Source organism: Gracilibacillus xinjiangensis (assembly GCF_042651765.1).
Taxonomy (GTDB): Bacteria; Bacillota; Bacilli; order Bacillales; family Amphibacillaceae; genus Gracilibacillus; species Gracilibacillus xinjiangensis.
Genome location: NZ_JBHSDT010000002.1, coordinates 47,364 through 72,514, shown reverse-complemented (window position 1 = coordinate 72,514; position 25,151 = coordinate 47,364). Strand labels below are relative to the sequence as shown.

The window sequence follows — 25,151 nt, the reverse complement described above, 5'->3', positions numbered from 1 at the left end:
GTTAATATTGTCTTGACGAAGGGGTGATGATTATGTCGGAATTTATGGCAGAACTAATTGGAACAATGATCCTGGTCATCTTAGGTGGAGGAGTTGTAGGCGGGGTTGTTTTAAAGAAAACGAAAGCGGAAGGTGCAGGCTGGGTAGTTATCACAATCGGTTGGGGTTTAGCAGTTGCGATGGCAGTTTATGCTATAGGAAATATATCTGATGCTCATGTGAATCCTGCAGTTACGTTAGGATTTGCATCCATTGGGGAATTCCCTTGGAGTAAAGTCCCGACATATATTATAGCCCAATTAATAGGTGGATTTATTGGAGGCGTAATCGTATTTCTTCAATATTTACCCCATTGGGCAGTGACGGAAGATAAAAGGGCCAAGTTGGCAGTCTTTTCTACAGATCCGGCCATAAAAAGTACACCTTCTAACTTATTGAGTGAAATAATCGGCACATTTGTTTTAGTTATGGGTTTATTATTTATTGGCGCCAATGAATTTACAGAAGGGTTAAATCCAACTATCGTCGGGCTATTAATTATAGCCATCGGGATGTCACTTGGTGGCACAACAGGCTATGCGATTAATCCAGCGAGAGATTTAGGACCACGAATCGCCCATACACTTTTACCGATTATCGGAAAAGGGGATTCAGATTGGGGTTATGCGGCTATACCTATTATAGGGCCAATTATTGGTGGAGTCTATGGAGCTGTTTTTTATAATATGTTTTTCATGGGTGAAGCTACTGTTTTATTTTGGATAATGTCAGTTATCGTAATAGTTATTGCCCTCACTGCCGTAATAAATGAATTAAATAGCCATTCAACAGCAACCAACAAGCAAGCAAATGAAAAGAGGAAGAGGAAGGATTAAGTGATTTAGGAGGAATTATTTATGGAAAAGTATATTTTATCAATTGATCAAGGTACGACAAGCTCTAGAGCAATCATTTTTAATCACGAAGGTACGATAGTCGAAGTAGCACAAAAAGAATTTGAACAGTTTTTCCCTAAGTCTGGCTGGGTAGAACAGGATGCTAATGAGATATGGACATCCGTTTTATCATGTATTGCCGAAGTGCTCCGTAAAGCAGATATTGCACCAACTCAAATTGCTGGTATTGGTATTACCAATCAAAGGGAAACAGCTGTTGTTTGGGATAAGTTAACAGGTAAGCCCATATATAAAGCAATTGTATGGCAGTCGAGACAAACAGAAGGAATATGTCGTGACTTAAGAGAAGCAGGGCATACGGATACTTTCCGAAATAAGACAGGACTATTAATTGATGCATACTTTTCTGGTACAAAAGTGAAATGGATATTGGACAATGTAGATGGGGCTAGAGAAAGAGCAGAGAGTGGGGATTTATTATTTGGCACTATTGATACATGGTTAATCTACAAATTAACTGGTGGAAAAGTTCATGTTACAGACTATTCCAATGCGTCCAGAACATTAATGTATAACATCTATGACTTAAAATGGGATGAGGAATTATTAGAGATTCTTGGTGTTCCTGACTCTATGTTACCAGAGGTTCGATCATCATCTGAAGTATATGGTGAAACAGTAGACTATCACTTCTTTGGACAAAACGTACCCATAGCAGGTGTTGCAGGTGACCAGCAAGCAGCATTGTTTGGTCAAGCATGTTTCGAGAAAGGAATGGTAAAAAACACGTATGGAACAGGTTGCTTTATGTTAATGCATACGGGTGAACAACCAGTTCGATCAGATCATGGCTTGCTAACAACGCTTGCTTGCGGTATTGATGGAAAAGTGGAATATGCGTTAGAAGGGAGTATCTTTGTAGCAGGTTCAGCAGTTCAATGGTTACGCGATGGACTTCGTATGTTTAAAGATGCAAAACAAACGGAAAGCTATGCAACGAGAGTAGAATCTGCTGATGGTGTTTATTTAGTGCCAGCATTTGTTGGACTTGGTACCCCGTACTGGGACAGTGATGCAAGAGGTGCCATGTTTGGATTAACAAGAGGAACAACAAAAGAGCATTTTATAAGAGCAACGTTAGAATCCATCGCATATCAAACGAAAGATGTATTAGGAGCAATGATTGAAGACTCAGCTATTGATGTGAAATCATTGCGTGTTGATGGTGGGGCAGTTGCCAACAATTTTTTAATGCAGTTCCAGTGTGATATTTTAGATGTGCCAGTGGAACGACCAGAGGTAATTGAGACAACAGCACTTGGTGCAGCTTATTTAGCAGGTCTTGCGGTTGGTTATTGGGACAGCCGCGATGAAATTACAAACCGATGGAAAGTTGATAAGCAATTCAATAGTGAAATGAGCAATGAAATAAGAGATGAGTTATATAGTGGCTGGAAAAAAGCAGTTGAAGCAACACGCGTGTTTAAGTAAATAGATAGATTATTATTGTAACCAAAAAAAGATTGAAGGGACGAAATCTATGTCATTCTCAAGTTTAACTCGACAAAAGACGTATCAACAAATGAAAAATACTACTCTCGATATAGTTATTATTGGTGGAGGAATTACTGGAGCTGGAATTGCCCTTGAGGCTGTACTAAGGGGGTTAAATGTTGGCCTTGTCGAAATGCAGGATTTCGCTGCAGGGACATCAAGTAGATCGACGAAGTTAGTTCACGGCGGCTTGCGTTATTTGAAGCAATTTGAGGTGAAAATGGTAGCAGAAGTTGGGAAGGAAAGAGAGATTGTTTATGAAAATGGCCCGCATGTGACTACACCCGAATGGATGATGTTACCTTTCTATAAAGGTGGGGCGTTTGGACCATTTTCCACAAATATTGGTTTGCGAGTGTATGATTTTCTTGCAGGTGTAAAGAGGTCAGAGCGCAGACAAATGTTTGGCAGTGATGAAGCATTGAAGCGGGAGCCCTTGCTAAAAAGAGATGGACTAAAAGGTGCTGGATATTATGTCGAGTATAAAACAGATGATGCACGTCTAACAATGGAAGTAATGAAAAAAGCGGTAGAAAAAGGGGCATTGGCCTTGAATTATGCTAAGGCAGATAACCTTTTATACGATGACGATAAAGTAATCGGTGTGAGAGTTGAAGATCAGTTAACTGGCGATTTCCATGATATCAAAGCAAAATATGTAATTAATGCTGCAGGACCTTGGGTCGATACCATTCGAGAAATAGATAACTCTAAAAAAGGTAAAACATTGCAATTAACAAAAGGGATTCACTTAGTATTTGATCAGTCAACATTCCCGCTTAAGCAAGCCATTTACTTTGATACACCTGACGGAAGAATGGTTTTTGCTATTCCAAGAGAGGGTAAGACATATGTAGGTACTACTGACACGGTATATAAAGGGAATATCGCACACCCAACAATGACAGTGGAAGATCGTGATTATGTGATTGATTCCATTCATTATATGTTTCCGGATTTGCATATAACGGCTGATGATGTAGAATCTAGCTGGGCAGGTTTACGTCCATTAATTCATGAGGAAGGGAAAGACCCTTCTGAAATTTCTCGTAAAGATGAGATATTCGAATCAAATTCTGGCTTAATTTCCATTGCTGGTGGTAAATTGACCGGTTATCGGAAAATGGCGGAAGATGTTGTCGATTTTCTTGCAGATAAAATGATTAAGACAGAGAGGAAAGTCTTCTACCCTAGTGATACGAAACATCTACCGATTTCCGGTGGAGATGTTGGTGGATCAAAAGGTTTTAAACAATTTATGAAGGAGCAAGTGACAAAGGGAATAGAGTTTGGGCTGACAGAGACAGAAGCAAAAAATCTGATTCAAAGGTATGGATCTAATGTAGAGAAAGTATTTGAATTATATAAGGAAGGCAAAAATTCTGGTAGCAGTTTGTCTGCCTTAACAAATGCGATGCTTCAATACAGCATTAATTACGAGTCTGCTTGTAAACCGGTAGATTTCTTTATAAGAAGAACCGGAGCATTATTTTTCAATATTGGTTGGGTAAGAAAAGAAAAAGATGCTGTGATTGAGGAGATGCAGAAAATATTTAATTGGACAGAAGATAAAAAACAAGCATATACGGATGAGCTTGAGCAACTATTATATGAGGCAGTTCATCCAACAGCAGAATGAAAAAAGAAATCGTGAAGTCTCCAGCTTCGCGATTTTTGATAGTCAAAAATAGACCTCCTTTTTGTTTCTAGGAGTTGATGCTGGTTTTCATTAATATTCCCTTGCTATTTAGTAAGTGTGTGAACATATAAAGTTTGAGAAGTGAAGATTGGTTATAAGTGGAAATTCAATTTGTTCTAGGTTATATTAGAACAAATAATAAATTGAGGTGAGCCAAAATGAAAAAAGTTGTTAATGATGTAAACCAAATCGTCGATGAAATGATTGATGGGTTGACGTCTGCACACTCGCATTATTTGAAACGGCTGCCAAACACAACAGTTATAACAAGAAAAGATGTCCCTGTCCAAGGGAAGGTTGGCATTGTAAGTGGTGGGGGAAGCGGCCATGAACCTGCCCACGCTGGATATGTAGGAAAAGGCATGCTCGATGCAGCAGTTGTTGGGGAAGTATTTACATCGCCAACACCAGACCAAGTGATAGAAGCAATAAAAGCAGTAGACAGTGGAGCTGGTGTTTTATTAATTATTAAAAACTATACTGGTGATGTAATGAATTTTGAAATGGCTAAGGAAATGGCTGAAATGGAAGGAATACAAGTAGATCAAGTGATTGTCAATGATGATGTGGCAGTTGAAGACAGTACCTTTACAACAGGAAGAAGGGGAATCGCGGGAACTGTTTTTGTTCATAAAATTGCTGGAGCAATGGCAGAGTCCGGTGCCTCACTTGCAGAAGTAAAAGAAGTTGCTGAAAAAACGATTGCGAATGTTCGTTCGATGGGTGTTGCATTATCCTCTTGTGCAGTACCAGCTGCTGGAAAACCAAGCTTCCATTTAGGTGATACCGAAATGGAAATAGGGATAGGTATCCACGGGGAACCAGGCATAAAACGTGTCCCATTGCAAGAAGCTGACCAAATTGCATCAGCCCTGTTAAATAACATCTTATTAGACAAGGATTACACTCATAGTGATATAGCAGTAATGGTCAATGGACTTGGAGCTACACCTGAAATGGAATTATACATTGTTAGTCGTAAAGTTACACAATTATTGAAAGAAAAACAGATGAATATACACCGAACATGGGTGGGAGAATATATGACATCATTGGAAATGGCAGGTTTTTCAATTACCTTACTAAAATTAGATGACCAGCTAAAAGATTTATTAGATAGAGATTGTAAAACGCTATCATTTTGTAACTAAAGGAGAATATAATGATTATTTTAACTGTGGAAAAAACAAAAAAGTGGATGAACGAAATTCAAAAACGAATGGAAGAAAACAAAGAGCAATTAACTGCCTTAGATCAAGCCATTGGTGATGGTGATCATGGTATCAATATGGAGCGAGGCTTCCGGGAAGTATTGGCAAAGATTTCAGATACACATTATGAATCTGTTGCTGATGTTTTAAAAAGTGTTGCAATGACATTAACTGCTAAAGTTGGCGGTGCATCAGGTCCATTGTATGGTACTGCTTTTCTGAAAATGTCGATGGCTATGCATGGAAAAGAAGTAGATGAAATAGTTTTTAAAGCTGCAATAAGAGAAGCTGTTGAAGGGATTAAAATGCGTGGAAAAGCTGGAATGGGTGAGAAAACTTTATATGATGTTTGGAATCAAGTAGCGAATTTTCTAGAAGAAGAACCTGTGGAGGACTGGAATGCACTATTAGAAGTATGTCAGGCAACAATTGAAGATACAAGAGAAATGGCTGCATCCAAAGGCCGCGCATCCTATTTAAAAGATCGTTCAAAAGGGCATGTAGATCCAGGTTCCATGTCCTCCTATTATATTTTTGAAGCATTAATGACAGTATTAGAAACGGGGGAATAACCTTGAATAGGAAAGTAGCAATCATTATTGTTTCCCATAGTGTTAATATAGGGCAGGGTATTAAGGACTTGATCAGTCAAGTAATCACCAATGTCCCAATACTAATGGCATGCGGGATAGATAATAATGAAATTGGTACAAGTATTGAAAAGATCCAAGCAGTATTTGAAACAATGGACTCTGAAGCAGAGGGCATCATTTTTTATGACTTAGGGAGTGCGAAAATGAATGCAGAGATGGCGATAGAAATGTTCGGGGTTAAGAATCTCCAAATAGCTGAGGATGTGCCAATTGTAGAAGGAGCTTATATTGCAGCAGTAGAATCAAATATGGGGAAATCTAAGGATGAAATATTAAACAGTTTAGCAAAATTAAAAGTGAAAGAGTTTTGAAAAACTCACACAAGTATGTGTGAGTTTTTCAAAACTAAAATTTTACAATAGATCCAGGTTTGCTCCACTCCGTTCCTAAGTCACTAGGTAAACAAAATTGTTTATAGCATTGGGTTAATGTTTCTTCTAATCCTTGTACGATCGTTAACTTTTTGTCCTCTATCACTGTTATCCAGTTTGTTGGAAATGCAGGGATATCTTTAACTGATTGATGCATCCCATAAATGGCGTCAACATGTCCGCTTGCTGCTTCTGGACCGCAAAAAATCTTATTATGGCCTTCAAGAATTGCACCTATCATTACCCCGAATTTTGCTAAATGATTTTTCTCTGGGTCTTTGTAGATTTTTTCTGTTCCATCTTTAAATTTTGCGATAATGTTAGAACTCTCGGCAGCAGGATTATATGTAATGGTTGCATTTTCGAATTCTAACGTATATTGTGGTCTATGTTCATTCGCTACTGCATGTGATGCGAGATAAACCATTTCCACATTATTTTTGGTTAATAGATGCACAGCGCAAGTATCAAATGTTTCAATTGGATTTGCCCGATACAATTCTGCTGACAATTGATCGATTTCCGCACATTGTTCCATTGAATCGCCTGTTAAATATAATAAATGGTGCAAAAAGTGTGCAGTTGCATTATTTGCAACACTGTCAAAAATCATCTCACCATCAGAACTGTATCTTTTCCCCGCCCAATTGGAACGGTTAAAATAGTCTGCATTACGTGGCCATAAGACAAGACTTTTCATTTGGATGGGCTGACCGAATAATCCAGAGAGAATGTCTTGTTTTAATTGCTGTACAGATTCAGTAAAGGACCAGTTAAAGCCTATTGCTAGTAATTTGTTTGTTCGATTTCTTGTATCAATCATTTCTTGTAAATGTTCCCGATTGGCTGTAGCAGGCTTCTCACATAAAACATGGCTTCCATTTTCCATTGCCAAGCATGCTTGATGTTTATGTAATTGAATTGGTGTAGAAATAATTGCTAAATCTGCTGCTTGTTCTTTGTAGAAATCTTCTAAGCTAGAATAAATCGGAATCTTGTAGTCAACAATTTCTTGATAAAATCTAGATTTTTCAGGATATGGATCAACAACACCTTTCAAGTATGCGTTTTCATTTCTGGTGGCAAAAAACTCTTTTGCATAGATGTTTCCATACCCTCCAATACCTACTAAAACTACTGATACCTTTTTCTCCATTGTCTTAAAACTCCTCACTATTTATAGTCTGTTCTTCACTATGTTTTTTCTTTTCTATTCTATACAGTATAATAGAAATATATCATAACTTCCTTATTTTCTCACTAATAGGATAGGAAAATCAAATAATTTTAGATCAAAGCTGATAATTGGAGGAAGTTCTTATGTTAAAAAAGATAAACCTTGAACCATTCGGAATTAAATTATATGAAAGTAAACATAGTAAGGGAGACAGGGTTGAAAATCATCATCATGAAATTTATCAATTATTATATGCACTGGAAGGTACTGGTGAGATTATTTTAGATGGAAAACATCATCTCTTTGAACAGGATTATATGACGTTTATCAAGCCGTTAACACAACATGCAATCATTTCAGAAAAAAAACTGACAGTACTGGTTTTAGCTTTTGACCAACGGGTAATGGAAAGAGCAATCTATGATAATCTTGCATTAAATGAAACGAAATTTATCGGCCTTAATCCGTTTGACAGTAGTGAAATACGGCAAATTTTACGTACATTATTGTATGAACAAGCGAATCAATCAAATGAACAAGAAATGGCATTGCAAATATTCTTGTCACAGTTACTTCTCCTAATGGTTAGAGGTGAAAAGAAATCATCTGCTGCTGATGCGAATGCTCTAAGGGCTAAGAGGTTGAAAGCATATATCGATACACACTATTATGAATGGATACATGCAGAGGATTTAGCAGCAAGACTTGGGATAAGTACAAGACATATGAATACAATCTTTAAAGCCAACTATCAATTGACACCGATCCAGTACTTAACAGAAGTAAGGATAGGTCTCGCAAAGAAAATGCTTGCAGAGACGGATAAAGATATTGCCTCTATTTGTTTTGAAGTAGGGTTTGAATCAATTTCAACCTTTTATCGTGCTTTTAAAAATATTGCTTCTACATCACCAAATAAATATCGGACTAATCAAAAAGGTTATTATCAGTAATTCATTTCCGAAATTAAGAAATTCGTTCTTAGAATAGTAAGACGGATTTTTTTTATTGCGTTACACTTAATTTATCAAAAGAAAAGGCAGGGATAACTATGGCAGAACACAAAATTGGTATAATTATGAATGGTGTTACAGGACGTATGGGCACGAATCAACATTTAATTCGTTCGATTAAAGCAATTAGAGAGCAAGGTGGCGTGAAATTAAAAAATGATGATACCTTAATGCCTGATCCAATTTTAATAGGGCGTAATGAGAAGAAATTGAAAGCGTTAGCAGAAGCGCATGGGATTGAACGTTATTCTACTGACCTTGAATCTGCACTTGCAGATGAGTATAACGAGATTTATTTTGATTCTCAAACAACAGTAAGACGGGCAGACAGTATTAAACAAGCGATAGCTGCGGGTAAACATATTTATTGTGAAAAACCAACTGCTACAAATTTAGAGGGATCGATTGAGCTGGCAAAATTAGCTAAAGAAGCTGGTGTGAAAAATGGTGTTGTTCAAGATAAATTATTTTTACCAGGCTTATTAAAGTTGAAGAGGTTAATAGATTCAGGATTTTTCGGTGAAATTCTTTCAGTGAGAATGGAATTTGGCTATTGGGTATTTGAAGGGGATTGGCAAGAAGCACAGCGCCCATCATGGAATTACCGCAAAGAAGATGGTGGGGGGATTATCGTCGATATGTTCGCACATTGGCGTTATGTAATTGATAATTTATTCGGTAATGTCAAAGCGGTTTCTTGTATAGGTGCAACACATATACCTGAACGTGTTGATGAGAATGGGGAAACATACAAAGCAACAGCGGATGACGCAGCTTACGGAACATTTGAATTAGAGAATGGTGTGATTGTACAGGCAAATTCTTCATGGGCTGTACGTGTAAACCGTGATGATTTATTAACAATCCAAGTCGACGGTAAAGAGGGTAGTGCAGTTGCCGGGCTAAGAGATTGTAAGGTTCAGCACCGTGTTAATACACCAAAACCGACATGGAATCCAGATATCGAAAATCCATTTGATTTCCAGGCACAGTGGCAGGAAGTACCGACAAATGATGTTTTTGATAATGGCTTTAAAGTACAGTGGGAGCTTTTCTTGAAACATGTTTTTGCAGATGAAGCATTTCCTTGGGACTTACTAGAAGGAGCAAAAGGTACACAACTATCAGATCTTGGCTTGAAATCATGGGAAGAAAGACGTTGGGTAGACGTGCCGGAAATCAAACTATAAGGAGGACTTCAGATGGCAAAGTTGTTATTACCGAGTAAAGATCGCAAACTCTACTCCTACGAACCAAAAAAATATCAAGCATTTGATATACCTGAGAACAAACCATTTGAAAAAAGAATTGCCTTTTCAGCAGCACATGTTGTGGCAGATCCATTATCTAACGCTGATCCGACATTAGACGCTCAAATTGACTGGGACAAAACAATGGAATATCGCCATTATCTATGGTCTCTCGGACTGTCGGTTGCTGAAGCGATGGATACTGCTCAACGCGGAATGGGTCTTAGTTGGGACAGAGCAAAAGAGTTAATATCACGTTCGGTGAAAGAAGCAAAAACAGTTGGTGGAAAAGTCGCAAGTGGGGTAGGAACAGATCATTTAGAACCAACACCAAATGTCAAGTTAGAAGATGTAGAGAGAGCATATGAAGAGCAGGTGTCATTTGTTGAGGGGGAAGGCGGAAAGATTATCCTAATGGCAAGCCGAGCATTAGCAGCATGTGCTAAAGGACCGGAGGATTATCAACGTGTTTACAACAAAATATTGCAAAATGTCAAAGAACCCGTTATCTTGCATTGGCTTGGTGATATGTTCGATCCGGCGCTAAAAGGCTATTGGGGTTTTGAAGACATTGATCAGGCAATGGAAGTATGTTTGCAGATTATTAGGGATAATGAAGCGAAAGTGGATGGGATTAAAATTTCACTTCTTGATGCTCAAAAAGAAATAGATATGCGTCGCCTTTTACCAGAAAGTGTTCGTATGTATACAGGGGATGACTTTAATTATCCTGAATTAATTAAAGGAGATAATCAAGGATATAGTCATGCACTATTAGGAATCTTTGATGCAATCGCTCCAGCGGCAGCGGCAGCTATGCATGCAGTAGATGCAGGGGACTGGACTTCGTATGACGCATTACTCGAGAAAACGGTCCCGCTTTCTAGACATATCTTTGAGGCACCGACTTTTTCCTATAAAACTGGGGTTGTATTCATGGCTTATTTAAACGGTCATCAGGATCATTTTCGAATGATCGGCGGAAAAGAGGGTGCTCGTTCGATTGCACATTTGTCTGACTTGTTTGTCATGGCAGATGAGGCTGGATTGTTACGTGACCCGGAATTAGCTGCAAAAAGAATGAAGTTAGCGTTAGAGTTAGCTGGTATAGAGCAGGAGGGGCGCTAATGGCTGATGAGAAATTAATGAGCCGGTTAAGTCTGAATCAAATCACCATTGATCAATGGAGTCTAAAAGAGGCTGTAGATGGCTGTCTGCGAAATGAGGTACCATGGATTTCTGTATGGAGGCATAAGATAGAAGAGATTGGACTGAAGCAGAGTAAAAAATTGATCCGAGATTCCGGACTCAGAGTTTCCAGTATATGTCGTGGAGGCATGTTTCCCGCATCTACTGCTAAAGAAAGAACTGATCGTATTGATGATAATAAGCATGCGATTGAAGAGGCGGCAGAGCTTGGAACAGATACATTAGTTTTAGTTTGCGGGCCAAGCGCTGATCGGGACATTGATACCGCTAGAGAACAAGTTGCAGAAGGAATTGATAAGTTAGTACCCTTTGCGAAAGATTATGGAGTGAAGCTTGCTATTGAGCCGCTTCATCCGATGTTTGCTGCAGATCGGTCAGTTATTAATACAATGGATCAAGCAACAACGATCGCGGAAAAATACGAACCTGAGGAAGTTGGGGTAATCGTTGATGTCTATCATGTATGGTGGGATCCGAATTTATCCCATGAAATTGAACGGGCAAAAGGAAGGATATTAGGTTTCCATGTTTCCGATTGGAAAGTTCCCATGCCTGATATGTTTGCAGGTCGGGCAATGATGGGGGAAGGCGTGATCGAAATCAATCGCATGAGAAAAGCTGTCGAAGAAGCTGGATATCATGGTCCGATTGAGGTTGAAATCATTAATAAATTATTGTGGGATCGTAATGGGGATGAAGTGTTAGCGGAAGTTAAACAAAGTTTTGTGAAGCATGTATAATTGATCAAAGGCTCCAGGGAAATAGCTATTCAAAAAGTTACTTTGTAACTGTTGGATAGCTATTTTTTTAATTATGAGCTGCTTAACACCCAATAAAAGGGGGAACCGATGAAGGTTGAAGAATAAAGGCTGTTTGAATACCAACCAGCAGAAAAAAGGGTGCAAATAGAAGAATAAAAACCGTGCCTTCAACCAAAGGAATAGCCGATGGGGATAGGAAATCAAGAACGAAAACCCTTAAATTAGATATTTAGATGAACCTATCTACTCATTTTCCTCCGGAATATCACTTAATTGTAATGGTGTGATAGTACCTTGATGGAAATACAATTGCCACCTGCCATCAATTAATTTCCAAATAGAACTTCGAAGTGTATTTCGTTTTCTAGTCTTATCAACAATATAATAAGTTGATAGAACTACTTCTGGGGATAATGGATGTATTTCAAAATTATGTAACGTCATCTCTGATAATACAACACCACCTTCTAGGCAATCTTTTTTGTTATGTATACCACCAGATGAACCGATTTCAAAAAAGTCGTCTGCAAGAAGCTTGTTTAGTTTATCAGGACTTAATCGAACATCTATATTAATATGGGTTTCCTCTAGTTTCCTTAAGTGGTCTTTTAAATCTTCAATCATTATCTCATCTACCTCCATCTAATATGATACGCAAAGTAGTTCAGCCTTAAGTAGAGAGTATATCGCTACTATATGACTGAACTATTTCAAAATAATTAATGCATGTCTGCATGTTGGGGGTGCTTCAAAGATACCATATCCAATTCAGCTGCTTTTGCGTTAGAGATTACCTGTTGTTCATTCTTACAGCCTGGGATAACGGTAGTTACCGCATCGTGTTTTAAACACCATGCTAATGCCCAACTTGCCATATCGTATCCTTCGGGAACTTCGTGATAGGCAATTTCCTCAACTAACTTTAGTTTACGTTCTGTCTCTTTTTGATCATGTCGTGAACGAACATCATTACTAGCGAAGTTAGCTCCTGGTTTATATTTTCCACTTAAATAACCACTGGCAAGAGGCACGCGTGCAAGTACACCGAGATCTTGTTTAATCGCAGAAGGGTAAATTTCTTCTTCAGGTGAGCGGTCCAAACGGTTATAGACAACTTGAATAGCTTCTGCTCCAACCTCAGTCGCTTTGTCTGTTTGGTAGCTTTCCACGTTCCCTGCAAGTGAAATGGCAAGGTGACGGATTTTCCCTGCTTCCTTTTGTTTATCAAGCATTGTCCATAAGTCATCATTTTCAAATTCTTGATCTGTACATGAATGTGCTTGATACAAATCAATATAGTCTGTCTTCAGTGATTGAAGCGAATTGTCTAATTGTTTTAATACTTCGTCTGCAGACCAATGTCTTGTTCGTTCAAAGTTACTGTGAAAATGGTGGCCGAATTTTGTTGCAACAATCCAATTTTCCCTGTTATTACGACTTAAGTAATCACCAATAAATTGCTCAGATAAATGATCACCATAACACTCCGCAGTATCAATAAGGTTAATACCTTGATGTTTAGCTTGATGAAGAATGGCATCAACTTCTTTCTGGTTGAAATCCTTTCCCCATTCCCCTCCAAACTGCCATGTGCCAATCCCAACAACAGAAACATTTATATTTGTTTTCCCAAGACGACGATATTTCATTATATCCACCTCATTTAATTGAATTTATTTTAGTATACTTTTTAGCATTAACTTACAAGAGATGAAAACTTTATATATAGAATAAACAATTTTTATTCTTTTGTCACAAGATTGACAATATATTTTGAAAAACATGTGAAATTATGAACAAAGTTTATTCATAAAAGTTTATATATGTTATTATAAATGTGTAATAAATAAGTCAATTGTCATACCAAATTGTGAAATTATGAACAAAATAAAGGAGATGGATAAAATGTTTGTGGAACTTTTAAGAAGCAATAAAACTTTAGCTTGTGTCCTTGCAATTATTCGAATTTATTTAGGCTATGAATGGATGACAGCAGGTTGGGGGAAAATTACCGGGGGATTTGATGCGGAAGGCTTTATTCAAGGAGCTATTGATAAAGCTGCTGGTGATCAACCGGCAGTTCAAAGCTGGTGGGCAGCATTTTTAGAAAGTATCGCACTTCCTGGGGCCAATGTATTTACCTATCTTGTAATGTGGGGCGAATTTTTAGTAGGCGTTGCACTAATATTAGGAGTTTTAACCAATTTCGCTGCATTAATGGGAATTATCATGAATTTTGCATTTCTGTTTAGCGGAACAGTAAGCACAAATGGTCTGATGATTTTACTCACATTATTCTTATTAGTAGCTGGATATAATGCAGGCAGGTTTGGATTGGATCGTTATGTCATCCCATTCATTAGAAAAATATATACGAATAATACACATTTAAAAGAAGCTCATTAAAAATTATATAAAAAACAAACACGGACCATGATCAAAGAAATAGGAATCATGGTTCTTTTGATTGAAAAAAAAATACACCCATACTCTCGTACGGATGCAAAGGGGGACAATCTATTTTGAATCAAAATACTGTACATGCATTCAATCATCTCAAAGAGAAGAATGAACAGTATATGTACACAACAACCAATTTTGTAACCGTTTACAGTATATAAAATTTAGAAAGGGTTTTCAATAGGTATTTAGGCTCATTTTTTTGTTGTAGAATGCAAATAATAAATTGGATAAGCATTGAATATGCTTAACTATAGGAGTTTTAATCCTTTTTATATAAACTTGGGGTGAGAAAATGCGTTATTATTATAAAAAAAATTCATTATTTCATTTGAAAAATGTTCTGTTCATCTTAATTTTAGTTGGTGTACTTGTCTTAATATATTTGTTTATCAGCAGTTTATTCAATCCGGAAAGAAAAGCAGAACAAGCACTGGAGCTATTTTATAGTTATGAACAAACTGGGGATTTTTCGAATTCCTGGGAATTATTTCATTCCTTTATGAAAGAAAAGTTTGAAAAAAACAACTATATACAAGAACGTGATAATATGTTTAGGGAGAACTTCGGAGTGAATTCATTTGATTATAGCTATACAAAAATAGATAAGTTACCTAAATGGAGAATGAGTGAGGAGCTACCAGAGATTGTAGATGTTTACCATTATACAGTTACACAATCATTCACTAGTAAATATGGGAGATTAGAAATTCGTCAGCCTGTTTATGTAACATTGGAAGGGGATCAGTGGGTTATTCTGTGGTATTATGATTAATGGTTTATAAAAAAATACTTCTTTAGTTGAATTTATAACATTATAATATAAACTACCATACTAGTATAAAATATGAGCATTGTTAACAAATGAGGATGGGTCTCCATCCCTCGAATGCAGAAGATAATTGACCATACCCCAATGCGAAAACTGGGTGCCCCTGAAGATCTTTTAGGTACATTATTATGGTTAGTTGATGAAGTAGCGAGCGGGTTTGTTACTGGGACTTGTATTCCAGTCGATAGTGGATTTATGGCTTATAGTGGGGTGTGATTGGTATAGAAGGGGATAGGGGAAGTAGTGATTGATGAAGGTGTATTGAGGTTAACATTACGGAAAAAAACCGAAAAAGACGTGATATAATGGTATCACGTCTTTCTTTTATTAAAATAACTTCCATTTCAATTTTCTTGCTTCGTTAAAACGTTGGTTCACATTATCCCAATTTACGACATTCCACCAATTATCAATGTAGGCAGCCTTATCATTTTTATGCTGCAAGTAGTATGCATGCTCCCATACATCAAGTACTAGTAACGGGATGGTATCAGGTACCTGGAACAGCTGGTGTTTCTCAAATGACTGAATAGCTAACTTGCCATTTCGCGGTGACCAGTATAAAACAGCCCATCCATCTCCTTCAACAGAGTTTGCAACAGATGTAAAAAGCTTTTTAAACGAATTCCATGAACCAAAATCTTCCTCGAGTTGTTTTAGTATTTCACCAGAAGGTTTCTTCAGACTATTTGGTGTCATATTGTACCAGAAAATTGTATGCAAATAATGCCCAGATCCATGGAAAGCTTGCTCCCTTAGCCAATGTTTTAAGGGTTCTTTTTTCTCCAAGTATAGCGCTCTCTCGGCTTTATTTAGTCCATCTACATAAGATTGATGGTGCTTCGTATGATGCAGACGCATAATTTGCTCACTAATATAAGGCTCTAATGCGTTATATCCATATGGTAATGGTGGCAATTTGTGCTTTCCATAAGGAATACTCTCATTATTTGATTTTCGAAAGTCACTGATTAATTGTTCTCCTTCATTTCGCAAATCAACAAATCTTTGGTGGTTAGATTCATTTTGGTCATCCATTAATAGTGCCTGAATTTTTTCTTGCCATTGTTCCACTTGTAAAATCGCTTGCCACTTTTCGTCATCTTTTAAAGTAGATGTTTGAATCGTGTTTTTCAATTTTTCTCCCCAATGTAATAAGCTATCAAGATAATCCTTATATTCTTTATCCATGTAATCACCCCATGTAGCATATGTGACATATACCTAAGAGGTGATAGTGAGTTCAAGTTAAAAAAGAAGTAATATCGTTCGGGTAATTACTTCTAGATAGCTAATTATTTGAGGTAGCCTCTTTATCAGATGATTGAAAAAAACTTTCAATGTTAAATGCCGCTATTCCCATTACTGTAGAATGGTGTTTCAGTTCAGCTACATTTAATTGAACATCATTTTTATTAAAGCCGATCGCATTTTTTTCAATTCGATTTTCCATAGCTGGCATAATAAATTTTTCTGCTTGTTGAATAGTGTTGCCTACAACCACTTGTTCAGGATTGAAAATATGGATAATATTTGTTATTCCAATCCCTAAATAATCGCCAAGATTTTCTAACAATTTAATTGCTTTTGTTTCTCCATTCTCTGCATCATTCACGAGTTTCTCGACACTTGGATTCACGTAGCCGTTTTTATTTGCCTCTTCTAACAACGCTTTTTCTGAAGCGTAAAGCTCCCAACAACCTTTATTCCCGCAACGGCATTCAGGTCCATTTTTCTCAATTGTCATATGCCCAAGTTCCCCGGAAAACCCCCGCAAGCCTTTATATAACTTCCCGTTAAGTATTAGACCAACACCAATTCCAACACTAATACTCGTAAATATTAACTCACTGGACATTTGGCCAACACCATATACTTTTTCACCGTATGCTCCAGCATTTGCCTCATTCTCTACAATGATGGGTACACGGTAGCGTTCAAATAGAATATTTTTAAGCGGGACTTTTTTCCACCCTAAGTTTGGGGCCAATAGAATTTCACCATCAGATGTAACAACACCTGGTACCCCTACCCCAATTCCGACAATTCCGTATTCCGCTTTTGGTACATCATTTTTTAAAACATCAATTAAGTGATATAAGTGTGTTAACACCTCTTCTAAATTTACATTGTTGAAGTGCACCGTTCTCTCGTTGACAATATTTCCTTCAAGGTCTGTTACAACACCTAGAATATGATTGACACCGAGATCAATTGAAATAGTATACCCGGCCTTTTCATTTAACAGTAACATTACTGGTCTTCTGCCACCACTCGATTCTCCGGTACCGGATTCATTGATTAGTTTTTCATCAAGCAGCTCACTTACTAATGAGGAAACTGTTCCTTTATTTAAGCCAGTAACTTGTGCAATACTGGCTCGAGATATTGGTGCATTTATTTTTATCGTATGAAGTACCAGTGCTTTGTTTTCTTTTTTTACTACGTGTTGATTCCAAGTTTGACTCAATTTATTCACTCACTCTCTCTATCTATCTGCATACTCGAATAAGACTAATTTTATCATACTAATAAAAAAAATACTATAATCTTAGTTTATTCACTGTACAAACTTAGTGAACATTGCTATAATGACAATGAAAAAATAAATCAATCTTATCTTTTGGAGGTATAAATAAATGACATGGTTTGAAAGCGTTAACAAGATTCGGTATGAAGGACCTAAATCTAAGAATCCCCTTGCTTTTAAATTTTACAATCCGGAAGAAAAAATTAATGGCAAATCAATGGAGGAGTTCTTACGATTTGGAATCGCTTATTGGCACACATTTACAGAGGATTTATCTGATCCATTTGGTACTGGAACTGCGATTCGCAATTGGGATAGATATGAGGGAATGGATCGTGCAAAAGCGCGTGTAGAAGCAGCTTTTGAATTTTTTGAGAAAATGGGAGTAAAATATTTTTGTTTTCATGATGTAGACATCGCACCAGAAGGTGGCAGTTTAAAAGAAACATATAAAAATCAAGATACAATTGTTGCTCTTATTAAAGCACATATGAAAGATAGTGACGTGAAATTACTTTGGAATACAGCAAATAACTTCACTAATCCTCGTTTTGTACATGGTGCAGCCTCCTCAAGTAATGCTGATGTATTTGCATATTCTGCTGCAAAAGTGAAGAAGCAATTAGAAATCGGTAAGGAGTTAGGCGGAGAAAATTATGTATTCTGGGGCGGCCGTGAAGGATATGAAACATTGTTAAATACAGATTTAGGTTTAGAACAAGATAATTTAGCACGCTTCTTCCAGATGGCTGTTGATTATGCAAAAGAGATTAACTTCGATGCACAGTTCTTAATTGAGCCCAAACCAAAAGAGCCAACAACACACCAATATGACTTTGATTCGCAATCGACTCATGCATTTTTGTTAAAATATGGCTTGCAGGATCACTTTAAGCTAAACATTGAAGCTAATCACGCAACACTTGCTGGACATACATTTGAACATGAGCTCCGTTATGCTCGTGTTAATGGATTGCTCGGTTCTGTCGATGCAAATCAAGGTGACCCGTTATTAGGCTGGGATACGGATGAATTCCCGGCAGATATTTATTCTACAACATTAGCAATGTATGAAATTATTAAAAATGGTGGACTAGGTTCTGGTGGCTTGAACTTTGATGCTAAAGTTCGACGAGGTTCATTTGAACAGAAAGACTTATTCCATGCACATATTGCTGGAATGGATCATTTTGCTGTTGGATATAAAGTTGCAAGTCAATTAGTGGAAGACAGAGTATTTGAAAACATTATTGATGATCGTTATGCAAGTTATAAAGAGGGTATCGGGAAAGACATTGTAGAAGGTAAAGCAGACTTTAAATCATTAGAAGAATACGCACTAAACTTAAAGGAAATCAAAAATAAATCAGGGCGCTTAGAGGTGATTAAAGCGACTATTAATCAATATTTATTAAATGCATATGCAGGTAATAAATAATTCAATAGAAGACTTAGTTTCTAACTAAGTCTTCTATCATGCTATAGAGAGGTGATCGAATGAGCTATGTAATTGGAGTGGATTTAGGAACGAGTGCTGTAAAATTATTATTAGTGAATAAAAGTGGTGAAGTAGTACAAGAAGTATCTAAAGACTATCCGTTAATCCAGGAGAAAACAGGCTATTCTGAACAAAATCCAGAAGATTGGGTAAAGCAGACAATTGCTGGGTTAAAGCAATTACTGGAAGAATTCAGTGGAGATGCTTCTGAAATAGATGGTTTAAGTTTTTCGGGACAGATGCATGGTCTGGTGTTACTAGATGAGAACAATCAAGTGTTACGTAATGCCATTCTGTGGAACGACACACGAACAACGGCACAATGCCGGGAAATTTATGAAAAAGTAGGGAAAGAACGCTTTATTAAAATAACAAAAAATTTGGCACTAGAAGGATTTACATTACCTAAAATACTTTGGGTAAAGGAGCATGAACCAGACTTATATGCAAAAATCAGTTCGTTTGTATTACCAAAAGATTATGTTCGTTATCGGCTCACAAAAACTCTGCATATGGATTATTCAGACGCCGCAGGAACGAGTTTATTAGATGTTGCCAAAAAAGAGTGGAGTAAAGAGATTTGTGATGCTGTAGGTTTAGAAATATCCATTTGCCCCCAATTAGTTCAGTCTCATAAGAAAGTTGGCAAAATAACAAAAGATGTTGCCAAAGAGACAGGATTGTCAGAGGAAATGGATGTATATGCTGGAGGTGCAGATAACGCCTGTGGAGCGATCGGGTCTGGGATTTTGTCTGAAGGGAAAACTTTTGCAAGTATTGGTACATCTGGGGTAGTGTTGTCTTATGAACCCACAGGGGAGAAAGACTACGGTGGAAAAGTTCACTACTTTAATCATGGTGAAGAAGGTGCGTACTATGCAATGGGCGTAACATTAGCTGCAGGTCATAGTCTTAATTGGTTTAAATCCGTATTTGCAAATGATCGATCATTTGACGAATTACTTGAAGGTGTAGGGGACGTACCAGTGGGGTCAAACGGAATATTATTTACTCCATATTTAGTTGGTGAACGTACACCATATGCCGATTCACAAATTCGAGGAAGTTTTATTGGGATGGACAGTTCTCATACAATTAAAGATTTTACACGTGCTGTTTTAGAAGGTATCACTTTCTCATTAAATGAATCGATTACTATTTTCAGGGAAAATGGGAAAGAGATAGATACTATTTACTCGATTGGTGGTGGATCTAAAAACAAAGATTGGCTCCAAATGCAGGCAGATATTTTTAATTCGAAAGTTGTACGGTTAAAAACTGAGCAGGGTCCTGGCATGGGAGCGGCAATGATAGCTGCATACGGTTCAGGTTGGTTTAATTCATTAAAAGAATGTGCAAATGCATTTTTGGAAAATGCGGAAACGTATACTCCAATTAAAGAAAATGTAGTAAAATATAAGCAGCTATTTCGTCTATACCAAGGTATTTATAGAAAAACCAAAACACTAAATGAACAGCTCAATGTTTTTAGAAAATAATAACTAATGGTTGAAAAAGAAGGGAACCTACTTCCGTTTCTGTATTGTCTTCCAATTTATACTTAATGAAACATCTAAATTGTAATAGTTATAACCAGATAAGGATCACTTTTTATCTGGTTTTTTTCAATAATTGTAAAAAACTAACTCAACAAACAGTCATTGCTTTTTTAAATAAAATTATTTATAATGGTACTTAATCCATCCGATAAACATAGTTACATACCTTAAATTTAAAGCGTTTACAATACCTCCTGCTTTATTCCCTGTAAACGGAAACCGGTTTCTTTAAAATCTCCAGCTTTATTGCGATATAAAGGAATATTATTAAAGGAGTTATTGATATTACATGCAACTGACTAAGGAGGAAAGAATTTTGGCAGATAAAATTCCAAAGAGAGGAATTTGGTCATATGAACCCGCGATAAGATGGGAAGATGCATTAGTCGCGGGTAATGGCAGTCATGGAGTGATGGTACTGGGAGATCCCATTAGAGACACTATAATTGGAAATCATTGCAGACTTTATTTACCACAGGGTAATTCACATAAGATCCCTAATTTAGCACCATATTTGAAAGAAACTAGAAAAATAATTAAACAGGAGGGTTATGATAAGGCGATTCAATTCCAATATGAAAAAGCGAAAGAGCTAGGGTATCAGGGATTAACAATGAGTGACCCTTTTCATCCGGGATTTCATTTATGTGTAGAAACAGAGCATGAAAACTACCAGGACTATCAGCGAAGTATTAATTATCAAACAGGTGAATTACACGTTAGTTATAAGGCGGGGGGGCAAACATTCAATAGAAGAACATTTGTATCTCAAGCAAATAATCGTATATATCACCTGTTAAGTCCAGGAAATTATAAGATATATTTACAGGATTATCAACATGATAAGCTAAAGCAAACGAGTTTTCAAGATCAGAATACTTTACACACTCATTTTGATTATGTCTATAGTAGTGGTGGATATGATGTAATGATCAGAATAGAAAGTGAGCAATGGACACAATTGATGAACAAAACGGGATATCAAATCATGTCCACATCGGACATTTTAATTGAAATGCAAATTACACCATATCATTCCCTCCATTCCAGACAAATTACTAAGAAGCCATTTCATACTATCAATTTTTCCGAACAATTTGAGAAACACCAGTTAATCCATCAGGAAAAGTTCCAAAGAGTTGAATTGAAATTAACAAGTGATGAAGAAAGGCTGCAATCGATAGACGATATCGTTATTCAAGCCAAGAAGCGTCATACTATTTCGCCGGTGCTCTTAGAAAAAATGTATGATGCAGGCAGGTACATGTATATTTGCAGTTCTGGTGAACTTACACCTAATTTGCAAGGTATATGGACAGGAACATTTGAACCGGCATGGAGTGGGGACTTTACATTTGATACCAATGTACAACTGTCCATCGCAGCAGCTTTATCTAGTAATTTATTAGAAGGTTTAGAAGGTTATTTTGGATTAATTAAAGAATTACTTCCTGAGTTTAGGGAAAATGCACAAAAATATTATGGTTGCAGAGGTATCATGGCAGCAATCCATGCAAGTAATACAGGAAAGCACTTTCATTGGAATGAAGAGTGGCCACTTCACTTCTGGACATGTGGAGCGGGTTGGCTTGCACACTGGTTCTATGAATATTACCGTTTTACTGGTGATAAGTTATTTCTAAAACAGGAAGTTATTCCATTGTTAAAAGAAATCGTACTATTCTATGAAGATTTCCTTGTGGAAGATCCAGACGGAATGTATCGGTTTACTCCATCCTATTCTGCTGAAAATGGATGTGCCGATAATGCAACACAAGATATAGCTGTAGCAAAACAAGTATTAACCAATCTAATTCAAGCCTGTCACATTTTAAATATTTCAAGTGATGAGATAAGTCGATGGCAAGACATGCTTAATAGGCTGCCGCCTTACCAAATAAACGAAGATGGTGCACTAAAGGAATGGTTAGATAATAAAGAGGAGAATTATAACCATCGGCACTTTTCGCATCTTTATCCTGTTTTCCAAAGCAGAGAGTTTAATGAAAGGTCTCAACCTGAATGGTGGCAAGCATCACATGTAGCCTTTAAGAAGAGACTAGAAGCATGGCTATTGAATGAAAATGGTGACACTACTTCTACACATGGCAGAATGCATACCGCTTTATGTGCAACACAATTTCATATGCCTGAATTAGTTGAAGAAGTATTTCAGTTACTTGTGAAAAATAATTGCTTTTATACTTCTTTAATGATGTCCCATTATGACCATCAGGAAGTCTTTAATGTTGATGGGAATGGGGCGTTACCACAAGTAATTCATGAAATGTTAGTTGACTGTAGTGATGGACGTTTAATATTACTAGGCGCGCTGCCTGCTTCACTAACCAGTGGAGAGATTAGAGGTGTACGTCTACCGGGGCAAATAATGGTTAATTATCTTCACTGGGATTTAGTGGATGAAGCGATAGAGTTAGAAATTACTAGTGATATAGCGCAAGAGTTAGAAATTTACTTACCATTATTTAAAGAGGCCATGTTACCTAACACATATGTAAAGCTGGAACATAGGAAAAGGGAAAAAATAAAAATTAATTTGCAAGGAAGAGTGAATTAGGAAAGATGTATTTAAAGAGGATCATATTAAAAAATCCCTAAGACAGCTAATTTTCAGTACATGAAAGTTAGTGGAATAAGTAAACAACGGATGTAAATAGAGCGGTTACAGTAATTAAGGAAGGGGGATTGCTGTGGGAAGGTTACCTTTAAAAGTAAGTCATAAGCTGCTTGGTATTTACTTGATTGTTACAGCAATCCCTATTTTACTTGTTGGAGCTTATTTAAACTATAGTACTAGAGAAATTGTATTAACAAATGTACTAAATGAAGTGGAGACAAATGCAGATAAAATGGAAATGCGGTTAAATACAATTTTCAACCGTGTGACAAATACATCTGATTTACTTTATATAAACGATAATTTAAAAACTTTATTATCAAATAAATATGAAACATTATTAGATGTGTACAACGCTTATAATCAATATCCTGTTTTTGATGAATTTATTAAATATTATGATGAGATCGAAAACATCCAATTCTTTATGAATAAGAAAATGATAACAGATTCTTATTTCATTTATGCAGATCGTTCGATCAGAAGTAAAAGCTGGTATAAAGAAGCAGTTAAAAACCGAGGCAAAATATCATGGGAATATATGAAAGAGCATTGGACAAATAAAGATTATTTAACATTAACTCGTTCCGTATTCGGAAATTCAAATGAACAGTTGGGTGTTCTGGTAATCTATATCTCTCCAGATATTTTAGCAACAGTTATTGAAGGGGAACCCTATAACACATTTATTACACTGGATAAAGAGTTGGTTGTTTATCATAAGGATTCATTCTACTTAGGGAAAAAGCCTCTTTTTTTAAAAAGGAACCTGGGACAAAGTGGCAATTATCTAATTGACACTTGGTATCAAGAGCAAGATGTAAAGTTAAGTGTCCATGAAATCATACCAGAGAAGGCGTTAGAAAATACTATTCAAATTTCCACAATTATTCCAATTGAAGAGATTATGGAAGAACCTAATCATATCTTTACCCGTGGTTTTTTAATAACAGCTGGAGCATTACTTGTTTCCATTATCTTAATAGGAATTTTTATCCGGAGTTTTTATCAAAGAATTGAGCAATTGAGAAAAACAATGTTTCAGGTTGCGAAAGGGAATTTTCAAATAACGAAGCCGATGAAAGGCAGTGATGAAATAAGTCAGGTATACAGAGATTTGGTAACAACTACAAAAGGTGTCCGAAAAATTATCGATGAAGTGTATATTCATAAAATTAGAGAAGAAACTTGGAAGCGCAAACAGAAGGAAATGGATTTTAAAATGTTAGCCTCTCAAATTAATCCACACTTTCTATATAACACATTAGACACGATCCGTATGAAAGCACTAATGAATAATGACCCAGAAGTAGCTGGCATTATTAAAATGCTAAGTAAAATGATGCGGTCAGCTCTAGAAAGAACAGACAGACCTGTCCCGATCATGGAAGAGATTCAATTGATTGACCATTATTTGGAGATTCAACAGTTAAGGTTTGGTGACAGATTTACTTACCAAATAAATGTGGAACAGGGTATTTTACCTTATAAAATTTTCCCGTTATTAATACAGCCAATTGTTGAGAACGCTGTTATTCATGGACTTGAAAATAAAGAAGATGCTGGTTTCATCCATGTTTCGATCATGAATGAAGCTCATTATATTAAAATAGAAGTGAAAGATAATGGGGTAGGCATTCGAAAAAATCATTTATATCAGATAAGAGAATTTATGGAGAATGGGGAGTATCAATCTGATGGAAACAGAATTGGTTTACACAATGTGCAACAGAGAATAAAACTTTATTACGGAGAAGCATTTGGCATAGAAATAGAAAGTATTTTCGGACTTGGGACAACAATGGCAATTAAATTACCGAAACGAATAGAGTAAATTAAG

Annotated in this window: 21 protein-coding genes and 1 pseudogene; 17 read left to right on the top strand and 5 right to left on the bottom strand. The window is 36.6% G+C overall.

Annotation, left to right across the window (positions count from 1 at the left end; genetic code table 11):
- Window positions 1–32: 32 nt before the first annotated feature.
- The 6 genes from ACFOY7_RS01885 to dhaM all read left to right on the top strand — a co-directional run bounded on the left by ACFOY7_RS01885 (window position 33) and on the right by dhaM (window position 6,324).
- Window positions 33–875 carry an MIP/aquaporin family protein gene (locus ACFOY7_RS01885; protein ID WP_390248835.1) on the top strand — a complete coding sequence of 281 codons (843 nt, stop codon included), beginning with the start codon at window positions 33–35 and terminating at the stop codon, window positions 873–875.
- A gap of 21 nt (window positions 876–896) precedes the next feature.
- Window positions 897–2,387: a glycerol kinase GlpK gene (glpK, locus tag ACFOY7_RS01880; protein ID WP_390248833.1), complete on the top strand. Its 1,491-nt coding sequence runs from the start codon at window positions 897–899 to the stop codon at window positions 2,385–2,387.
- A gap of 49 nt (window positions 2,388–2,436) precedes the next feature.
- Entirely contained in the window at window positions 2,437–4,089 is a 1,653-nt protein-coding gene (locus ACFOY7_RS01875; RefSeq protein WP_390248831.1) for a glycerol-3-phosphate dehydrogenase/oxidase, read from the top strand.
- A gap of 218 nt (window positions 4,090–4,307) precedes the next feature.
- A complete protein-coding gene (dhaK, locus tag ACFOY7_RS01870) occupies window positions 4,308–5,300 on the top strand; it encodes a dihydroxyacetone kinase subunit DhaK (RefSeq protein ID WP_390248829.1) in 993 nt (330 codons plus the stop codon).
- A gap of 11 nt (window positions 5,301–5,311) precedes the next feature.
- Window positions 5,312–5,932, top strand: a complete 621-nt coding sequence (gene dhaL / locus ACFOY7_RS01865) for a dihydroxyacetone kinase subunit DhaL (protein ID WP_390248827.1) — start codon at window positions 5,312–5,314, stop codon at window positions 5,930–5,932.
- A 2-nt stretch (window positions 5,933–5,934) separates the two neighbouring features.
- Window positions 5,935–6,324, top strand: coding sequence for a dihydroxyacetone kinase phosphoryl donor subunit DhaM (gene dhaM, locus ACFOY7_RS01860; RefSeq protein WP_390248825.1), 390 nt, complete (start codon window positions 5,935–5,937; stop codon window positions 6,322–6,324).
- A gap of 34 nt (window positions 6,325–6,358) precedes the next feature.
- On the opposite strand, the gene ACFOY7_RS01855 is transcribed toward dhaM, so the two are convergent.
- A complete protein-coding gene (locus ACFOY7_RS01855; protein ID WP_390248823.1) occupies window positions 6,359–7,540 on the bottom strand; it encodes a Gfo/Idh/MocA family protein in 1,182 nt (393 codons plus the stop codon).
- A 164-nt stretch (window positions 7,541–7,704) separates the two neighbouring features.
- Here ACFOY7_RS01855 and ACFOY7_RS01850 point away from each other — a divergent pair, with 164 nt between their 5' ends.
- From ACFOY7_RS01850 to ACFOY7_RS01835, 4 genes are all read left to right on the top strand, one after another.
- Window positions 7,705–8,514 (top strand): helix-turn-helix domain-containing protein, encoded by an 810-nt coding sequence (locus tag ACFOY7_RS01850; protein WP_390248821.1) that lies wholly within the window; start codon window positions 7,705–7,707, stop codon window positions 8,512–8,514.
- Between the two features lie 98 nt (window positions 8,515–8,612).
- Window positions 8,613–9,764 (top strand): Gfo/Idh/MocA family protein, encoded by a 1,152-nt coding sequence (locus tag ACFOY7_RS01845; RefSeq protein WP_390248819.1) that lies wholly within the window; start codon window positions 8,613–8,615, stop codon window positions 9,762–9,764.
- Between the two features lie 12 nt (window positions 9,765–9,776).
- The gene (locus ACFOY7_RS01840) at window positions 9,777–10,952 is read left to right on the top strand and encodes a dihydrodipicolinate synthase family protein (RefSeq protein ID WP_390248817.1); all 1,176 of its coding nucleotides are present in this window, start codon (window positions 9,777–9,779) and stop codon (window positions 10,950–10,952) included.
- The gene (locus ACFOY7_RS01835) at window positions 10,952–11,773 is read left to right on the top strand and encodes a sugar phosphate isomerase/epimerase family protein (protein WP_390248815.1); all 822 of its coding nucleotides are present in this window, start codon (window positions 10,952–10,954) and stop codon (window positions 11,771–11,773) included. The genes ACFOY7_RS01840 and ACFOY7_RS01835 overlap by 1 nt, the downstream gene beginning before the upstream one ends.
- 264 nt (window positions 11,774–12,037) lie before the next feature.
- On the opposite strand, the gene ACFOY7_RS01830 is transcribed toward ACFOY7_RS01835, so the two are convergent.
- Window positions 12,038–12,418, bottom strand: coding sequence for a nuclear transport factor 2 family protein (locus ACFOY7_RS01830; protein ID WP_390248813.1), 381 nt, complete (start codon window positions 12,416–12,418; stop codon window positions 12,038–12,040).
- 95 nt (window positions 12,419–12,513) lie between these two features.
- Window positions 12,514–13,443, bottom strand: coding sequence for an aldo/keto reductase (locus tag ACFOY7_RS01825; protein ID WP_390248811.1), 930 nt, complete (start codon window positions 13,441–13,443; stop codon window positions 12,514–12,516).
- 256 nt (window positions 13,444–13,699) lie between these two features.
- Between ACFOY7_RS01825 and ACFOY7_RS01820 the strand changes: the two genes are divergently transcribed.
- The 3 genes and pseudogenes from ACFOY7_RS01820 to ACFOY7_RS01810 form a co-directional block, all read left to right on the top strand.
- Window positions 13,700–14,200, top strand: a complete 501-nt coding sequence (locus ACFOY7_RS01820) for a DoxX family protein (protein WP_390248809.1) — start codon at window positions 13,700–13,702, stop codon at window positions 14,198–14,200.
- 349 nt (window positions 14,201–14,549) lie between these two features.
- Window positions 14,550–15,029, top strand: coding sequence for a hypothetical protein (locus ACFOY7_RS01815; RefSeq protein ID WP_390248807.1), 480 nt, complete (start codon window positions 14,550–14,552; stop codon window positions 15,027–15,029).
- 79 nt (window positions 15,030–15,108) lie between these two features.
- Window positions 15,109–15,302 (top strand): annotated as a pseudogene (locus ACFOY7_RS01810) (D-mannonate oxidoreductase); the annotation flags it as partial.
- Between the two features lie 111 nt (window positions 15,303–15,413).
- Here the strand turns inward: ACFOY7_RS01810 and ACFOY7_RS01805 are convergent.
- Together ACFOY7_RS01805 and ACFOY7_RS01800 are read right to left on the bottom strand one after the other, a co-directional pair.
- Complete coding sequence (locus tag ACFOY7_RS01805; protein ID WP_390248805.1) at window positions 15,414–16,277, bottom strand: superoxide dismutase; 864 nt, start codon at window positions 16,275–16,277, stop codon at window positions 15,414–15,416.
- Window positions 16,278–16,377: 100 nt separating this feature from the next.
- On the bottom strand, window positions 16,378–17,556 hold the full coding sequence (locus ACFOY7_RS01800; RefSeq protein ID WP_390248804.1) for an ROK family protein: 1,179 nt from the start codon (window positions 17,554–17,556) through the stop codon (window positions 16,378–16,380).
- A gap of 169 nt (window positions 17,557–17,725) precedes the next feature.
- On the opposite strand from ACFOY7_RS01800, the gene xylA reads away from it, so the two are divergent.
- The 4 genes from xylA (at window position 17,726) to ACFOY7_RS01780 (ending at window position 25,145) form a co-directional block, all read left to right on the top strand.
- A complete protein-coding gene (gene xylA, locus ACFOY7_RS01795; protein WP_390248802.1) occupies window positions 17,726–19,054 on the top strand; it encodes a xylose isomerase in 1,329 nt (442 codons plus the stop codon).
- A gap of 59 nt (window positions 19,055–19,113) precedes the next feature.
- Window positions 19,114–20,613: a xylulokinase gene (gene xylB / locus ACFOY7_RS01790; protein WP_390248800.1), complete on the top strand. Its 1,500-nt coding sequence runs from the start codon at window positions 19,114–19,116 to the stop codon at window positions 20,611–20,613.
- 376 nt (window positions 20,614–20,989) lie between these two features.
- Window positions 20,990–23,251 carry a glycosyl hydrolase family 95 catalytic domain-containing protein gene (locus tag ACFOY7_RS01785; protein WP_390248798.1) on the top strand — a complete coding sequence of 754 codons (2,262 nt, stop codon included), beginning with the start codon at window positions 20,990–20,992 and terminating at the stop codon, window positions 23,249–23,251.
- A gap of 133 nt (window positions 23,252–23,384) precedes the next feature.
- Window positions 23,385–25,145: a cache domain-containing sensor histidine kinase gene (locus ACFOY7_RS01780; RefSeq protein WP_390248796.1), complete on the top strand. Its 1,761-nt coding sequence runs from the start codon at window positions 23,385–23,387 to the stop codon at window positions 25,143–25,145.
- The last annotated feature ends 6 nt before the right edge of the window (window positions 25,146–25,151 follow it).

Excerpts from the sequence above, each read along its gene's own strand:
- ACFOY7_RS01885 (WP_390248835.1), top strand. The coding sequence starts at position 33 with ATGTCGGAATTTATGGCAGAACTAATTGGAACAATGATCCTGGTCATC.
- glpK (WP_390248833.1), top strand. The coding sequence starts at position 897 with ATGGAAAAGTATATTTTATCAATTGATCAAGGTACGACAAGCTCTAGA.
- ACFOY7_RS01875 (WP_390248831.1), top strand. The coding sequence starts at position 2,437 with ATGTCATTCTCAAGTTTAACTCGACAAAAGACGTATCAACAAATGAAA.
- dhaK (WP_390248829.1), top strand. The coding sequence starts at position 4,308 with ATGAAAAAAGTTGTTAATGATGTAAACCAAATCGTCGATGAAATGATT.
- dhaL (WP_390248827.1), top strand. The coding sequence starts at position 5,312 with ATGATTATTTTAACTGTGGAAAAAACAAAAAAGTGGATGAACGAAATT.
- ACFOY7_RS01855 (WP_390248823.1), bottom strand. The coding sequence starts at position 7,540 with ATGGAGAAAAAGGTATCAGTAGTTTTAGTAGGTATTGGAGGGTATGGA.
- ACFOY7_RS01850 (WP_390248821.1), top strand. The coding sequence starts at position 7,705 with ATGTTAAAAAAGATAAACCTTGAACCATTCGGAATTAAATTATATGAA.
- ACFOY7_RS01845 (WP_390248819.1), top strand. The coding sequence starts at position 8,613 with ATGGCAGAACACAAAATTGGTATAATTATGAATGGTGTTACAGGACGT.
- ACFOY7_RS01840 (WP_390248817.1), top strand. The coding sequence starts at position 9,777 with ATGGCAAAGTTGTTATTACCGAGTAAAGATCGCAAACTCTACTCCTAC.
- ACFOY7_RS01835 (WP_390248815.1), top strand. The coding sequence starts at position 10,952 with ATGGCTGATGAGAAATTAATGAGCCGGTTAAGTCTGAATCAAATCACC.
- ACFOY7_RS01830 (WP_390248813.1), bottom strand. The coding sequence starts at position 12,418 with ATGATTGAAGATTTAAAAGACCACTTAAGGAAACTAGAGGAAACCCAT.
- ACFOY7_RS01825 (WP_390248811.1), bottom strand. The coding sequence starts at position 13,443 with ATGAAATATCGTCGTCTTGGGAAAACAAATATAAATGTTTCTGTTGTT.
- ACFOY7_RS01820 (WP_390248809.1), top strand. The coding sequence starts at position 13,700 with ATGTTTGTGGAACTTTTAAGAAGCAATAAAACTTTAGCTTGTGTCCTT.
- ACFOY7_RS01815 (WP_390248807.1), top strand. The coding sequence starts at position 14,550 with ATGCGTTATTATTATAAAAAAAATTCATTATTTCATTTGAAAAATGTT.
- ACFOY7_RS01805 (WP_390248805.1), bottom strand. The coding sequence starts at position 16,277 with ATGGATAAAGAATATAAGGATTATCTTGATAGCTTATTACATTGGGGA.
- xylA (WP_390248802.1), top strand. The coding sequence starts at position 17,726 with ATGACATGGTTTGAAAGCGTTAACAAGATTCGGTATGAAGGACCTAAA.
- xylB (WP_390248800.1), top strand. The coding sequence starts at position 19,114 with ATGAGCTATGTAATTGGAGTGGATTTAGGAACGAGTGCTGTAAAATTA.